The sequence below is a fragment of the Achromobacter agilis genome (assembly GCF_900496965.1).
Classification (GTDB): Bacteria; Pseudomonadota; Gammaproteobacteria; order Burkholderiales; family Burkholderiaceae_B; genus Achromobacter; species Achromobacter agilis.
In genome coordinates, this window is record NZ_UFQB01000010.1 from 1 (window position 1) to 14,068 (window position 14,068).

The following is a 14,068-nucleotide window of genomic DNA, read 5'->3' on the forward strand; positions in this document are numbered from 1 at the left end:
CGCGGCCGCCGGCCAGCGCCAATTGGCCGCCCGCGCCGGCGTGGCCGCCGAGCGCGCCGCGCGCCGGATGCTGCACGCGGTCGAACGCGGCGGCAATGATCATCGCGGCGTCCGGATCCGCGTGCCGCACCACGATGGTCTGCCCCAGGCCGCCGCGCACCGTGCCCGCGCCGCCTGAATCCTGCCGGTATTCCTTGCGTTCGAAGACCAGGGGGTTGGCGCTTTCCAGGATTTCGAGCGACACGTTGCGCACGCCGCTGGGATAGGACGTGGCCGACAGCCCGTCCTTGCCGGGCCGGGCGCCGGTGCCGCCGGTCGAGAAACTCGTCGCGTTGAAGCGTGGGCCGGCCAGCAGCGCGGCCTGTTCCTCCGCGTTCGCGCCGGCCAGCGGTTCGCCGCCCACCAGGTGCAGGTTCCACAAGGACGAGGCGCCTTCCGCGGGCACCTGGTCCGCGCGGGCCTGGCGCAGGGCGCCGAAGACGGCGTCGGGCAGCAGTTGCCCGATAATGTGGCGGGCGGTCACCGCCGCGGGAAAACGCGCGTTCAGGATAGAACCCTCGGGCGCGGAGACTTCGATCAGCGAGAGCGAGCCGGCATTGTTCGGCACGTCCGCGCCGATGAGGCAGCGGATGCCGAAGGACGTGTAGGCGTCGGTGTAGGCCTTCACCACGTTGATGCCGCGGGCCACGCTGGGCGAGCTGCCGTCGAAGTCGACCCGGATGCGGTCGGACGCGACCGTGACGCTGGCCTGCAGCGTAATGGGGGCGTCATAGCCGTCGATGACCAGCGTGTTGTGCCAGGTGCCCTGGGGCCATTGCGCGATGGCCTGGCGCATCGCGCGCGCCGATTGCTCGATGATGTAGCCGCCCAGCGCTTCCAGGCCGTCCAGGCGGAACTCGGCCAACAGCGACTTCAGGCGGCGTCCGCCGATATCGTTGCAGGCGACCAGCGCGTACAGGTCGCCTTCCACCTGTTCGGGTTCGCGCACGTTCGCGCGGATGATGGCAAGCACGCCCGGATCCGCCTCGTGCTCGCGGAAGAAGCGCAGGATGGGAAGGAACAGCCCTTCGTGATAGACCTCCAGGCCGTCGGCGCTGCTGCCGATGCCGCCGATGTCGATGACGTGCAGGGTCGAGGCGAAGAGCGCGACCAGCGCGCCTTCATGGAACACCGGCGACACCATGGTCATGTCGAAGAGGTGCCCGGTGCCTTTCCAGGGATCGTTGGTGAGCAGCACGTCGCCCTCGCGCAGCGATTCGGGCGGGAAGACCTTGAGGAAGTGCTTGACCGACTCGGCCATCGCGTTGACGTGGCCCGGCGTGCCGGTGACGGCTTGCGCGATCATCCGGCCATCCGGCAGGAAGACGCCGGCCGAGAGGTCGCCGGCTTCGCGGGTGGCGGTGCCGAACGCCGAGCGGATCAGCACCTGCGCCTGTTCCTCCACGACGGACAGCAGCCGGTTCCAGGCCAGTTGGTAACGGATGCGTTCCTGGGCGGCGGGTTGGGATGGCGTGCTCATGATGCGATTTCCTTGTCGGTGGAGAAGTCCCGGCGCGCGGCGGGCGCGCTGGCGTCGTCCAGGACCAGCGAACCCAGCCGGCTGCGGCGGGCTTCAAAGCCCGCGGGCACGAAGGTGGTGGTTTCGTCTTCGACCACCAGCGCGGGGCCGGTCAGTTTCTGTTCCGGGTCCAGCGCGGCGCGCTCGAAGCAGGGCACCTCGGCCCAGCTGTTGCGCTCGAAGTCATACAGCCTGCGCGTGCCCGCCTGGCGGGCCGCGGTGGCGGGGCCGCTGGCGATATGGTCGGTTTCGGGCTTGCGGCGCTCGCCAGCCTGCGCGGCGACCGACCAGCTCACGGCTTCGATGGCGACGTGGGGCAGGTTGCGCCCATACAGCTGGGCGTAGCGCTGCGCGAACGAGGCCGCCAGCCGGGCGCTGGCCGAAGCATCGAAGGGGCCGTCGGGCAGGTCCACGGCGATTTCATGGCCCTGCCCGCTATAGCGCATGAAGACGAGGCGCTTGTGGCTCAGGGCGGCGTCGGGCGCCGCGCGGCGCACCACCGCGTCCACGCCCGCGGTCAGCTCGTCCAGCAGCGCTTGCACCGCCACATGGTCGACCTGCGTCAGGCGCTGGTGAAAGCTGCGGACCGCCTGGTAGGCGATCGGCGCCCAGAGAAAACCGACGGCCGAGCCCACGCCAGCGGATTCCGGGATGATGACCCGGCCGATGCCCAGCTTGCGCGCCAGGCCGGCGGCATGCAGCGGCGCGGCGCCGCCGAAGGCGATCAGCACATGTTCGTCTGCCGACTTGCCCAGTTCCGATGCATGGACGCGGGCCGCGTTCGCCATGTTTTCGCTGACCACCTCGACGATGGCCTGCGCCGCCTGCGGCGCTTCCAGCCCGCCGGGCGTGGCCAGATGCGCCTGGATGGCTTCCCGGGCCAGCTCGGGGCGCAGGCTTACCTTGCCCACGGCAAAGCGTTCGGGCGTCACGGTGCCCAGCAGGGCGTGGGCGTCCGTCACGGTGGGCAGTTCGCCGCCGTTGCCGTAGGCGGCGGGGCCGGGCGAGGAGCCGGCGCTGTCGGGGCCCACCTGGATGGACCCCAGGTGGTTGATGCGCGCGATGGAGCCGCCGCCTGCGCCGATCTCCACCATCTCGATCACCGGGATGCGGATCGGCAGTCCCGATCCCTTCAGGTGACGGTGCACGCGCCCGAACTCGAAGCTGCGGCTGACCTGGGGCTCGTAGTCGTCGATGTAGCAGATCTTGGCGGTCGTGCCGCCCATGTCGAAAGACAGCGCGCGGGCCGCGCCGGTCTGCTGCGCGATATGCTGCGCCAGGATGGCGCCGCCGGCGGGGCCGGACTCCACCAGGCGCACCGGCTCTTCGATCCCGGTCTGCAGGGTGGCGATCGCGCCTCCCGAGGTCATCAGAAAGGGTTCTTCGGGCAGGCCGCGTTCGCGAGCCGCTTCGTTGAAGCGGCGCAGGTAGCCGGACACCTGCGGCTGCACATAAGCGTTGGCGCTGACCGTCGACAGGCGGGGGTATTCGCGGATTTCGGCGCAGACGTCGGACGACAGCGAGATCCACAGCTGGGGCGCGTGCTCGCGCAGCAGCGCGCGGATGCGGCGTTCGTGGTCCGGGTGGGCGTAGCTATGCAGCAGGCAGACCGCCACGCTCTGCACGCCCGCTTCGGTCAGTTCGTGCGCCAGCGCGATGACCTGCGCCTCGTCCAGGGGCGTCAGCACGCGGCCTTGCGCATCGACGCGCTCGGTAATGCCGTAGCGCCACGGCCGCGGTACCAGCGGTTGCGGCTTGTCCAGGAAAATGTCGTACTGCGCGAACCGGTCTTCCAGTCCGATCTCGACCAGGTCGCGGAAGCCCGCCGTCGTCAACAGGGCGGTGCGGGCGCCCTTGCGCTCGATGAGCGCGTTGGTGGCAAGCGTGGTGCCCAGGATCAGCAGGCCGATCCGCGGCCAGTCCGCGCCTGCCTGGTCGAGCAACTCCTGGATGCCTTGCAGCACGGCGGTCTCGGGCGTGTCTGGCGTGGTGAGCAGCTTGGCGGACCAGCGGCGCTGTCCGCGTTCCAGCACGATGTCGGTGAAGGTGCCGCCGACATCGACAGCGACGCGCACGGCAGGGGCGGCGTCCGGGGTAGAAGGTGTTGGCATATGCGGCAACTGGAATCAGGTCGTGGAGGCCCGCGAGATGAAGGCGGGCCAAGACCGGTGATGCTAAGCAGTCCCGGCGCGGGCTTGAACGACGGATTTCGAGTTTGCATATGCGGAAAGCGCGCGGCGCTTTCCCAGGAGCCGGAAGGTCAGCCGGGGCTGCCCGAGAGCGCGAGGGCCAGCGCCAGGCACAGCAACACCCCGAACGCGGCCAGCGCGCAAGGCAGCAGCAGGACGTAGACGCCGCGCTCCTGGCCCCGGCCATGCGCGAGCCCGGCGGCGATCGACATCCGGACCGGCGAGAAGATCCCCAACGAAGTGCCCGAGACGTGCAGCAGCGCCGCGGCGGCCGGCACGCTCAGGCCGGCCTGCAGTGCCAGCGACAACTGAGACGGCATGAACAGGCTGTTCGGCGCGTTGCCGCTGTTGGCCAGGATGCCGAATGCGCCCGCCAGGACGGGCGTGATCAGGAGGGTCCAGTCCCGCAGGCTCGAGAACAGGCCGTCGGCGAAGGCTTGCGAGATGCCCGCGCCCGCGAGCACTTCGGCCATCATGGCGAACAGGAAGACTGAATACACCGCGTGGCGCCCGGTGGTCCAGGCGGCGCGCGCCTGGGCGGCCAGCACAGCGGGCTGCCGGCGCAGCAGCGCCATCGCCAGCGCGCCCGCGATGAGCCAGCTGCCCGCATGCAGAAACGGCTTCCAGGCGGGCAGGTCCGCGAACGGACTGAACGCCGCCAGCGCGGAGAGCCCGCGGTTCACGCCGGGTAGCAGCCGCGTCGCCACCAGCCAGGCGATCATCAGGATGTAGGGCAGCGCGCTGCGCGCGGCGGCCCGGAGCTGCGCGCGGCCGGGGCGGCGGTCGAGCAGGAAGCGCAGCACGATCAACGGACCATAGGCGGACAACAGCGCGGTCTCGGGCCCCAGCAGGGCGGTCGCGGCGGTCAGCGCTGCCAGGCTGGCCGTCATCCAGGCGGCTTCGCGCAGACGTTCCGCCGCCGGGGCGTGCAGCCCCGCTCGCGCGGCGGTGCGCCAATACAGCGCCATCCAGATCGCCATCAGCAAGGCCACCGGCACCATGCTGTAGAGCGCCAGCTCGGACGCCGGCACGCGCGCGTAGGCCGAGGCCAGCAAGGTGCCGCTGCCCATGGCCCCCCAGGGAATCAGCGTCTGGCTCAGCAGCGCGAACACCATGGTCTCGCGCGGCTGCAGGTTCAGCGGCCGGATCAACAGCACCGTGCCCAGCATGCCGACGCCGAAGCCGGTGGCCGACTCGGCAAACGGGCCGACCAGGAAACAGGCGAAGAACAACCGCCTGCGCCGGGCGAGCGCATCGCCCAGTTCGGCCGCGCCGGGGCCGGCGGCCTTGCCGGCCGGCGCGCGGTTCTGCGCGGCCATGTGCCAGAACAGCAGCCCGCCCAGGATGTAGGGCGTGATGATGCCGCCGATCCAGAGCCCGCGCGTGAGCGCCAACTCCAGTTGCCCGCCGCTAAACGGCGCGGGCGCCGTGCCAAGGGCCACGGGCAGCGCGACCGCCAGGCCCAGGATGGCGGCGGCGGTCGTGTTCAGGCGGCCGCTGGCGATCGCGCCGATGACGGTCAGGGCAGGCAGGGACCAAAGGAGATACGTCATGTGAGAAATGTCCGCAAGGCTGGGGCCGGGTTGCGCGATGCGCGTAGCAGTGTAGTGCCGCAGGGCCCCAACGGCCCGCTGATCCCCGAAATCCACGCCAACGCGCCGCACGCCAAGTACGTCGCGCGCAAGGGCGAGATCAACGCCTGGGACAATCCTGAATTCGTCGAGGCCGTGAAGGCGACCGGCCGCAAGACCCTCATCATCGCCGGCACGATCACCAGCGTGTGCATGGCATTCCCCGCCATCAGCGCGGTCGCCGAGGGCTACAAGGTTTTCGCCGTGATCGACGCCTCCGGCACCTATAGCAAGATGGCGCAGGAAATCACGCTGGCGCGCGTGGTGCAGGCAGGCGTGGTGCCGATGGACACCGCCGCCGTGGCCTCCGAACTGCAGAAGACCTGGAACCGCGAGGACGCGCTGCAATGGGCCGAGGTCTACACGAAGGTGTTCCCGGCCTACCAGCTGTTGATCGAAAGCTATGGCAAAGCGCAGGAAGTGGTGAAGAATAACGAAGTGCTGGATTCGCAGCGCAGAATCCCGCTACGCCGTCCGGGCGGCTGGCCCGGGCGGTACCTTCATCCAACAGGAACCCAATGAAAACCTGCATCCATCGATTCCTGCTCGCGGCTGTGCTGGCCGGCGGCGCAGCCCAGGCCGTCGCCGCGGGCGTGGACTACCGCATCGATCCCGAACACACGGAAGTCGTGGTGACCTGGAGCCACCTGGGCTTCTCCACGCCGTCGGCGCACGCCGGCGGCATCCAGGGCGTGATCCGCTACGACGCCGCCCAGCCTTCCGCCTCGACGGTCAAACTGAACGTGCCGCTGGCGAGCTTTACCTCGCACATCGCCAAGCTGGACGAAATGCTGCGCGGCCCGCAGTTCTTCGCCGCCGGCCAGTATCCGGCCATCGGCTTCGAGAGCACTTCCGTCGAGGACAAGGGCAATGGGCGGCTGCTGATCCACGGCAAGCTGCGCATCAAGGACCGCGAAAAGCCCATCGTGCTGGAAGCCCGCCAGAACAAGGCCGGCGTGCATCCGATGGCCCAGCGGCCGGCGATCGGCTTCGACGCGACCACGGTGATCAAGCGCAGCGACTTCGGCGTGGAAGCGTACGCGCCCGACGTCAGCGACGAGGTCCAACTGCGCATTACGGTGGAAGCGGTGGCCGACGCGGCGCGCTGAACGCGTTGGCGGGAAGGAGGAGGGCGCGCAAGCCCTCTGACGGTGACCGCGTGGGCCGCGCAGGCCTGCGCGTTCAGGAAGGCCGGCCCTCGCACGTCGCGATGAGGCTCAGCGCAACCTTTTCGAACGCCACGAAAGACTCGTCGAAGCCCGGCGGGTCGTTATCGCAGACGAGCGGCAGAAGGACTTTGTCGTACTGCTGCCGAAGCCAGGCGTTTGATCTGGCCGCGTCCAGCGTGCGCTTAAGCACGCCAACAGGGGCTGTGTCGAATTCCGGATTCTGGCCTTCGAATTCCCGGCGATCCTGTTCGACCAGTTGCGCAAAGATGGCGCAGGCCGTGGCGACGGATTCCGGCACAGCGTCGGCGATACGGGCAACGTCGTAAATATGGCGGACCAGGGTCGGGTCCATTTCGTTCTTGGCTTGTGCGCCCGTGTTACGCCTGGCCTGGTGGCCATCCCAATTGTCGGCGCAGCGCCTGAGCAGCGAGAGCACCTTTTCGGCCAGCGTTTCGGCAATGGAAATGCAGTCGAATTCGACCGTGGCGGACAGGGGCTGTCCAGCCAGGGTTTCGTAAAGATAGCCAAACCGCTGGCGCTCGCATGGCAACAGCGGTTGGCGCTGAATGATCTCGAGTTTGAGCACGGGCCGCAAACTCGAGATCACATCGAACGTCGTCCTGTAGCCGGCGTCTGCCACATAGTATCGGTGGGAGTCCCGGACCTTTCTTCAACGCCGGAACGGGGGGGCGCATTACAACCTTGATGTCTATGTCTTCGGACATCCGGTTGATGAGGCCATAGGCTTTCGAGAGACAAGTACCGCCGACGAACACCAGCTGAATGTTTGTGTCGTGAGTTATCCGAGGTTCGTTTCGTCGTCTGGCTGGCGTGAAATGTTCGTGATGGACTTCAAGCGTGCTCAGGCCACGAAGCAGCTCGGTAATATGAATGTCCTTCTCGGCAGTCTGGATGGGAAGGCCCCGCAGCAGACCTTCCGCGGATAGATCTTCAAGAGCTTGCTTCTGTTCGTCTGTAATTGTTCTCATACTTCAGCGCGCGTCCCCCGACCTCGATCTTCCGGCTGATGCGGCGGTTTCCTGTGTTGGCGACAAAGGCGCCAGGCAGCTGGGTGGTCCGGCGGTCGTTGTAGGCGGAGGCCGCCTTTCCCGCCTGGACAACGACGTTCAGTTTCTTGAGCGCCTCTGTTGCCAGGGTTTCCAGGCTACCGGCGGGAATGATGCTGCCCGTGACGGAGCTTCGACGGGTCTTGGCATAGACCCCCGTTCCGATGCGCACGAGCACACCTTCTCCCTGAAGCCTTTTCAAGGTTTCGGAGACTTGGGTGGAGCTTCCCAATGGCGCGAGTTCAGAGCGCAGGACAACGTTGCCGGGCCTGCGCTGAATCGAGCGGAGCATGCGCTGTTTCAGGGGCATCATGTGCAGATCCTCAAATACCTGTGAAACAGTATAGTTCTCCTGCTCAAATGCATCAAATAGCTGTTTTATGACAATGACTTAGCGCGCCAGTTCTTGCCGGGTTCCCGGCAAGAACTGGCGCGTGGCTTGCCTGCCGTGGCGGCGCCAGCCGCGGAATCACTGTCCGCCGTAGATATGGCCCGCGATGCCGCCCGCCGCCGCGCCGATGGCGGCGCCCGTCCAGCCGCTACCGCCCGCGATCGCGGCGATGCCCGCGCCCGCGGCGGCGCCGATGGCCGCGCCCGAAAGAGTGCCCTGCTGCTTGGAGCTCATGTTCGTGCAGCCGGCGAACGACACCATCGCGATGCCGATGACAAACGATCGAAAAATATTCATGGCGATCTCCTAGGGCGTGCGCTTCGTGCCGGGCATGACGATCTCGAACCAGAGGGTTTCAACCACCGGTCGTTCGAGCTTCGCGGGATTCGCCGCATACCAGTTGTCCAGGCTCTGGCGCACGGAGTCCAGGGTCTGCGCCTGAAGGCCTCGGGCGAAACGGGGGACCAGGGTCTGGGCATCGGTGGGGGCGTGGCGCCGCTGGTACGCCTGCTCCACTTGAAGAAGATTCGCCATTCCCAGCAGGTAGGCCTTCTTCAGGTTCGCATCGGATTCCATCCACTGCTTGCCCGTGATGATGGGGGCTCCCTCGGTGGTTGCCGCTGTGCCGGGGGTGGCGATCAGCAGCGAGAGGGCAAGGGCTGCCGGACCGAACAGGTGTTTCACTTTCATCGCATCGCTCCTCAAGGGAACAAAAGATAGAAAAACAACCTTCTGACGCCATGCTCGCGGTTCGCTCGTCGGAACGAGCGATTAGCGGCATCGCCCAATTTAGGCCCGAAAGCGGGTGCGCGCAAGCGGCGACGCCGCATGCGCGGGCGTGCTCGGCGGCGCGATTCCCCGGGTCGCTCGATTGGTGTAGAGTTTCATTAAATAAAATGTAGTTTATTTAATGAAACATCAATCCATGAAAGATGCTCCCGAAGCCACACTCATCGACCATTTGGCCCATCTGCGGCGCAAACCTATCGTGCCGGACACGCGCGAGCGGCTGGCGCAGGCTTTGCTGGACTGGTTCACCGCGGGTTGGTCCGCCAGCCAGACCGCGGCCGCCGGCCGCTACTGCCGTGTGGCCGAAGACCTCCACCCGGGCCCGGGGTCGGCGCCGGTGTTCGGCGGCAGGGCGATAAGCGCCAACGGCGCCGCCTTCGCCAACGCCGCCATCGCCCACATCCGTGAAATCGACGACGCGCATCGCGCCGCGATGCTGCATCCAGGCGTGGTGTCCATCACGCCGGTTCTGGCGCTGGCCGCGGGCGGCGGGTTGAGCGGCCGCCAGGTCGCGGACGCGGTCATCGCGGGCTATGAAGTGTCCTTGCGCGTGGGCGAGGCGTTGGGCGCCGGGCATGCGGCCGGCTTTCATGCCACGGCCACCGCGGGCGCGACCGGCGCGGCGGCGGCCGCGGGCACGGCCCTGGGCCTGGCGCCGGCGCAATTGCACCATGCGCTGGGCATCGGCGCGACACAGGCGGCGGGCCTGTGGCAATTGGTGGATGACGGCGCGCACGAATCCAAGTCGTTGCATCCGGCCTTCGCCGTGCGCAACGGCCTGGCCGCGGCCTACGCCGCGCGGGCGGGCCTGCCGGGAGCGCGCCGCTATGTGACGGGGGCGCGCGGCATGTATCGCCTGCTGGGAGGAGACGGCCCGCTGGCGGCGCTGGATGGCGGCCTGGACGCGCCGGAACGCCTGAATACCGCCACCATCAAGGCCTGGCCGTGCTGCGCGCAACTGTTCACGCCGCTGGACGCCATCCGCGATCTGCTGGATACCCACGGAGTCGAGCCCCAGGCCATCGAATCGGTGGACATCGAGATCTTTACGCACGCGCTCAAGATCGCCGGCGTGGACTGGCCCGCCAAACCGGCGGAAACCTGCTTCAGCCTGCGCTACGTCGCGGCGCGACTTCTGCTCTCGGGCAAGCTGGGCATCGAGGACATGGAAGCGCCCGATCTGCGGGCGCAAGACCTGCTGGCCATGGCAGGCCGCATCACGGTACGGACCAGTGGCGAGTTCCAGCGGGAATTTCCCCGGCTGCGCCCCAGCCGCGTCGTGCTGACGTTGAAGGACGGCCGCAAGCTGGACGCGCTGAGAAAGCTGCGCCGGGGCGATCCGGAAGATCCCTACACCTGGGAGGCGCTGCAGGCGCGCATGCGCGCGTTTGCGCCGGCGATGGACGACGGCTCGGCCGAGGCCATCGTGACCTGGTGCGAACGCTTCACGGATGCGGGGCGAGACAGCGAGATCTGCCTGCCGCCGCCGGCGCTGTTCGGCGCGGCGGGGCGGTAAGAGGGCGAGGGCCGCGGCCTCAGGGACAGGCTTTCGGCGTCCAGGCCGCGGGCGGCGTCGTGCGAAACCCCTGCTGCGCAAGCTCGTGGCGGACGATGTCCACCGCCTTGCGCTGCGCGGCCTCGTTGTGGCGCGAGGCCAGCCCCAGCACCACCAGCGCGCCGACGAAGGTGTCGTCGCCATCGAAGACGGGCAGGGCGACCGACGCCATTTCGGCGACCCGCTCCGAGCGGGTCATGGCATAGCCCTTTTCATGGATGTCGCGTTCCAGCGGAGTGGCGCCGCCGGTGAAGGCGCGCAGCACGTGCGCCGACGAGCCGCCGTCCTTCAGGCTGATCCGCTTGCCCACCTCGACATGGTGGCGCACTTCCTTGGACGTGTTCTCACGGTACAGGCAGATGCGGTCGTCGCCGCTGCGCACGTACAGCGCCACGGTTTCGCCCGTCTGTTCCATGACGTTGCGCAGCACCGGCTGCAGGCGCGACCCCAGGTCGAAGGTATCGCGGTACAGCATGCCCATGTGCAGCAGCGCCGGCCCCAGCGCGTAGGTGCTGCTGTCGTAGCGGTGAATCATGCGGGCCTTGGTGAAAACACCCAGCAGGCGCAGCAGGGTGGCTTTGTCCAGCCCGGTGCGGTCGGCCAGATCTCGCAGGGACAGGCGCAGGCTGTCCTCGCTGAAGCACTCCAGGATGGAGATGCCGCGTTCGAGCACGCCGGCGGGCGGCTTAGGGGAATTCTCGCTTGACACGGTTTCCTATGCGTCCTTATAGTTTCGATGAATAAAACATATTTTAATCAATGAAATGAAAAGCGGCTACCGGACCAGGGACCGCCGCCTTCATTCACCAGGAGACCCGCGTCGCGCGGCATCGGGCTTTATGCCCGGCCGTGCGATCCACAGCATTATGCCCAATCAGTTTGATGCATTCCTGGCGGCGTTGGCTGCCATCGTCGGCAAGGATCACGTCTTGACGGGGCAGGCCGGCACGGCCCGCTACACGGCAGACTGGCGCCGGAACTTCCCCGGCGCCGCGCTTGCGGTGGCGCGTCCCGCCGATACGCAACAGGTGTCGCGCGTGGTGGCGCTGAGCGCCCGCCACGGCGTGGCGGTGGTGCCGCAGGGCGGCAATACCGGACTGGTCGGCGGATCCACCCCCGACGCTTCGGGCCGGGAGCTGGTGCTCAGCCTGGACCGTATGACGGCGGTGCGGCGCGTGGACGCGCTGGACAACAGCATCACGCTGGAGGCGGGCTGCACGGTGCTCGCCGCGCAGGAAGCGGCGGACGGGGCCGGCCGGCTGTTCGCCCTTTCGTTGGCCTCCGAGGGCAGCGCGACGGTGGGCGGCGTGGTGTCGACCAACGCGGGGGGCGAGCAGGTGCTGCGCTATGGCAATACCCGCGACCTGACGCTGGGGCTGGAAGTGGTGTTGGCCGACGGCAGCGTGCTGGACCAGTTGGGCACGCTGCGCAAGGACAACACCGGCTATGACCTGAAACAGCTGTTCATCGGCGGGGAGGGCACGCTGGGCGTGGTGACGGCGGCGTCCTTCAAATTGCACGCGCAGCCCGCCAAGGTGTTGACCGCCTGGGTGGCGGTGCCCACGCCGCAGGCGGCGGTGGACCTCCTGTGCCGGCTGACCGGCGCCGTGGGCGAACGCGTTACGGCCTTCGAACTGATCGGCCGCCAGACGCTGGCGCAGGTGCTGGCGCATCCGCTGGACGGCATGCGCAACCCGCTGACGATCGATACGCCGTGGTCGGTGCTGTTCGACGTCTCCGAAACCTCGGCATTGATGGATCCCGAACCCGCGGTGCATGCTGTGTTGGAAGCCGCCATGGAGGCGAGCGCCGTGACCGACGCGGTCATCGCGGCGTCCGGCCGCCAGGCGCATGAGCTGTGGGCGCTGCGCGAGCACGTGCCGGAAGCCCAGCGGCTGGACGGCCCGTCCATCAAGCACGACATCTCGGTCGCGGTGTCGCGCATCCCTGAATTCATCGCCGCGGCCGGCGCGGCGCTGGAGGCCCTGATGCCCGGCATCCGGATCGTCTGCTTCGGGCACGTCGGCGACGGCAATCTCCACTACAACCAGAGCAAGCCCGCCGGCATGGACGAGGCAGCTTTCCGCGCGCAGGAACAGGCCGTGCACGACGCCGTGCATGGCGCGGCCGCGCGCCTGGGCGGATCGATTTCGGCCGAACACGGCATCGGCCGGCTCAAGCAGCAGGCCTTCCTGCAATACAAACCCGCCGTTTCGGTGGCGGTCATGCAGCGCATCAAGCAGGCGCTGGACCCGCACTGCACCTTCAACCCGGGCCGCCTGTTGCCGCGTCCCGTCCACCAGCCTTCCTAATCACCCAGGATCCCGCGTCATGTCCGTTTCCGTTTTCGATATGCAATCGCTCCAGCATCTGTGGAGCACCGATGAACTGCGCGCCATCTTCTCCGAGGAAAACCGCATCCAGAAGTGGCTGGATTTCGAGGCCGCGCTAGCCGAAGCGCAGGCCGAGCTCGGCATCATCCCGGCCGAGGCGGCCCGCGAGATCCGCGCGCAGGCCAAGGTGGCCAACATCGACGTCGGCCAGATGTCGGCGGAAATCCGCCGCATCAAGCATTCGCTGGTGCCGGCGCTCAAGCAGTTGCAGGCGCGCTGCGGCGGCGACCTTGGAGAATGGCTGCACTACGGCGCCACCACCCAGGACGTGGTCGATACCGGCGTGGCGCTGCAGCTCAAGGAAGCGCATGCCGTGATCCTGCGCGACGCGGCGGCCGTGGGCCAGGAGCTGGCGCGGCTGGCGCAGGCCCATCGCGACACGCCGATGGCGGGGCGCACCCACGGCGTGCAGGCCTTGCCGATTACCTTCGGCCACAAGTGCGCCGTGTGGCTGGACGAGTTGTCGCGCCACCGTGACCGCCTGAAGGAATGCGAGCCTCGCGTGCTGGTGGGCATGGTGGTCGGTGCCGTCGGCAGCCAGGCCTCGCTGGGCGAGCAGGCCGAGGAGGTGGAGCGCCGCACGCTGGCGAAGCTCGGGCTGGGCGCGCCGGCCGTGAGCTGGGCGCCGGCGCGCGACCGCTTCACGGAATACGCGCTGGTGCTGGCCATGCTGGGCGCGACCCTGTCCAAGATCGGCAACGAGCTTTTCAATATGCAGCGCAATGAGTTCGGCGAGGTGGAGGAGGCCTTCTCCGCGGGCAAGCTCGGTTCGTCGACGATGCCGCACAAGCGCAATCCGACCTCGGCCGAAAACCTGGCCGGCCTGTGCCGGCCGCTGCGCGCCAGCGCGGCGCTGATGCTCGAAGGCATGGTGCAGGAAGGGGAGCGGGACGGCATCGCCTGGAAGATCGAATGGAAGGCGTTGCCCGAATGCTGCCTGATCGCGGGCGCTATGTTGTTTCAGGCCAGGAACCTGCTGGCCGGGCTGCGCGTGGACGCCGAGGCGATGGCGCTGAACCTGGACCGCATGCGCGGCTATCTGCTGTCCGAACACGTCATGCTGGAACTGTCGGAGCGCGTGGGCAAGCAGACCGCGCACGAATGGATCTACGAGGCCTCCATGCATGGCATCAGCAACAAACTCGATTTCGCGCACGCGCTGCGCCAGCACAAGGAGCTGGCCAGCCTGCTGGGCGAAGCGGAAATCCAGCGCCTGACCGATCCGGCGGGCTACCTGGGGCAGTGCGCCGCCTCGGTGGACCGGGTGGTGGAAACGCATCGATCCGGCTGGCTGGGCGCCTGAGCGCCACGGCCGGCATACAAAAA

Annotated in this window: 11 protein-coding genes and 2 pseudogenes; 5 read left to right on the plus strand and 8 right to left on the minus strand. The window is 67.9% G+C overall.

Annotated elements, in window-relative coordinates:
• From AGI3411_RS13525 to AGI3411_RS13535, 3 genes are all read right to left on the minus strand, one after another.
• The coding region (locus AGI3411_RS13525; protein ID WP_165359168.1) for a hydantoinase B/oxoprolinase family protein at positions 1 to 1,519 on the minus strand (1,519 nt) is incomplete at its 3' end.
• Entirely contained in the window at positions 1,516 to 3,669 is a 2,154-nt protein-coding gene (locus tag AGI3411_RS13530) for a hydantoinase/oxoprolinase family protein (RefSeq protein WP_129527889.1), read from the minus strand. The genes AGI3411_RS13525 and AGI3411_RS13530, both read right to left, overlap by 4 nt.
• A gap of 149 nt (positions 3,670 to 3,818) precedes the next feature.
• On the minus strand, positions 3,819 to 5,300 hold the full coding sequence (locus tag AGI3411_RS13535; RefSeq protein WP_129527890.1) for a hypothetical protein: 1,482 nt from the start codon (positions 5,298 to 5,300) through the stop codon (positions 3,819 to 3,821).
• Positions 5,301 to 5,354: 54 nt separating this feature from the next.
• Between AGI3411_RS13535 and AGI3411_RS13540 the strand changes: the two are divergent.
• Positions 5,355 to 5,834: pseudogene (locus AGI3411_RS13540) on the plus strand (isochorismatase family protein); the annotation flags it as partial.
• Between the two features lie 62 nt (positions 5,835 to 5,896).
• Positions 5,897 to 6,487, plus strand: coding sequence for a YceI family protein (locus AGI3411_RS13545; protein ID WP_129527891.1), 591 nt, complete (start codon positions 5,897 to 5,899; stop codon positions 6,485 to 6,487).
• 73 nt (positions 6,488 to 6,560) lie between these two features.
• Here the strand turns inward: AGI3411_RS13545 and AGI3411_RS30575 are convergent.
• From AGI3411_RS30575 to AGI3411_RS13570, 4 genes and pseudogenes are all read right to left on the minus strand, one after another.
• Positions 6,561 to 7,536 (minus strand): annotated as a pseudogene (locus AGI3411_RS30575) (nucleotidyl transferase AbiEii/AbiGii toxin family protein).
• Positions 7,499 to 7,927 (minus strand): DUF6088 family protein, encoded by a 429-nt coding sequence (locus AGI3411_RS13560; RefSeq protein ID WP_244240349.1) that lies wholly within the window; start codon positions 7,925 to 7,927, stop codon positions 7,499 to 7,501. Before AGI3411_RS13560 ends, AGI3411_RS30575 begins: the two are co-directional and overlap by 38 nt.
• Positions 7,928 to 8,083: 156 nt before the next feature.
• Complete coding sequence (locus AGI3411_RS13565; RefSeq protein WP_129527893.1) at positions 8,084 to 8,302, minus strand: YMGG-like glycine zipper-containing protein; 219 nt, start codon at positions 8,300 to 8,302, stop codon at positions 8,084 to 8,086.
• A gap of 9 nt (positions 8,303 to 8,311) precedes the next feature.
• A complete protein-coding gene (locus AGI3411_RS13570) occupies positions 8,312 to 8,695 on the minus strand; it encodes a hypothetical protein (protein WP_129527894.1) in 384 nt (127 codons plus the stop codon).
• 235 nt (positions 8,696 to 8,930) lie between these two features.
• Between AGI3411_RS13570 and AGI3411_RS13575 the strand changes: the two genes are divergently transcribed.
• On the plus strand, positions 8,931 to 10,310 hold the full coding sequence (locus AGI3411_RS13575; RefSeq protein ID WP_129527895.1) for an MmgE/PrpD family protein: 1,380 nt from the start codon (positions 8,931 to 8,933) through the stop codon (positions 10,308 to 10,310).
• A 19-nt stretch (positions 10,311 to 10,329) separates the two neighbouring features.
• Here AGI3411_RS13575 and AGI3411_RS13580 read toward each other — a convergent pair whose 3' ends face one another.
• Positions 10,330 to 11,058 (minus strand): IclR family transcriptional regulator, encoded by a 729-nt coding sequence (locus AGI3411_RS13580; protein ID WP_244240350.1) that lies wholly within the window; start codon positions 11,056 to 11,058, stop codon positions 10,330 to 10,332.
• 157 nt (positions 11,059 to 11,215) lie between these two features.
• Between AGI3411_RS13580 and AGI3411_RS13585 the strand changes: the two genes are divergently transcribed.
• Both AGI3411_RS13585 and purB read left to right on the plus strand, forming a co-directional pair.
• Positions 11,216 to 12,661: an FAD-binding oxidoreductase gene (locus AGI3411_RS13585; protein ID WP_129527896.1), complete on the plus strand. Its 1,446-nt coding sequence runs from the start codon at positions 11,216 to 11,218 to the stop codon at positions 12,659 to 12,661.
• Between the two features lie 19 nt (positions 12,662 to 12,680).
• Complete coding sequence (gene purB / locus AGI3411_RS13590; RefSeq protein ID WP_129527897.1) at positions 12,681 to 14,045, plus strand: adenylosuccinate lyase; 1,365 nt, start codon at positions 12,681 to 12,683, stop codon at positions 14,043 to 14,045.
• Positions 14,046 to 14,068: the final 23 nt, after the last annotated feature.

Bases quoted from the DNA above. Each gene is read 5' to 3' on its own strand.
- AGI3411_RS13565 (WP_129527893.1), bottom strand. From the start codon at position 8,302: ATGAATATTTTTCGATCGTTTGTCATCGGCATCGCGATGGTGTCGTTC.
- AGI3411_RS13585 (WP_129527896.1), top strand. From the start codon at position 11,216: ATGCCCAATCAGTTTGATGCATTCCTGGCGGCGTTGGCTGCCATCGTC.
- AGI3411_RS13535 (WP_129527890.1), bottom strand. From the start codon at position 5,300: ATGACGTATCTCCTTTGGTCCCTGCCTGCCCTGACCGTCATCGGCGCG.
- AGI3411_RS13570 (WP_129527894.1), bottom strand. From the start codon at position 8,695: ATGAAAGTGAAACACCTGTTCGGTCCGGCAGCCCTTGCCCTCTCGCTG.
- AGI3411_RS13530 (WP_129527889.1), bottom strand. From the start codon at position 3,669: ATGCCAACACCTTCTACCCCGGACGCCGCCCCTGCCGTGCGCGTCGCT.
- AGI3411_RS13575 (WP_129527895.1), top strand. From the start codon at position 8,931: ATGAAAGATGCTCCCGAAGCCACACTCATCGACCATTTGGCCCATCTG.
- purB (WP_129527897.1), top strand. From the start codon at position 12,681: ATGTCCGTTTCCGTTTTCGATATGCAATCGCTCCAGCATCTGTGGAGC.
- AGI3411_RS13560 (WP_244240349.1), bottom strand. From the start codon at position 7,927: ATGATGCCCCTGAAACAGCGCATGCTCCGCTCGATTCAGCGCAGGCCC.
- AGI3411_RS13545 (WP_129527891.1), top strand. From the start codon at position 5,897: ATGAAAACCTGCATCCATCGATTCCTGCTCGCGGCTGTGCTGGCCGGC.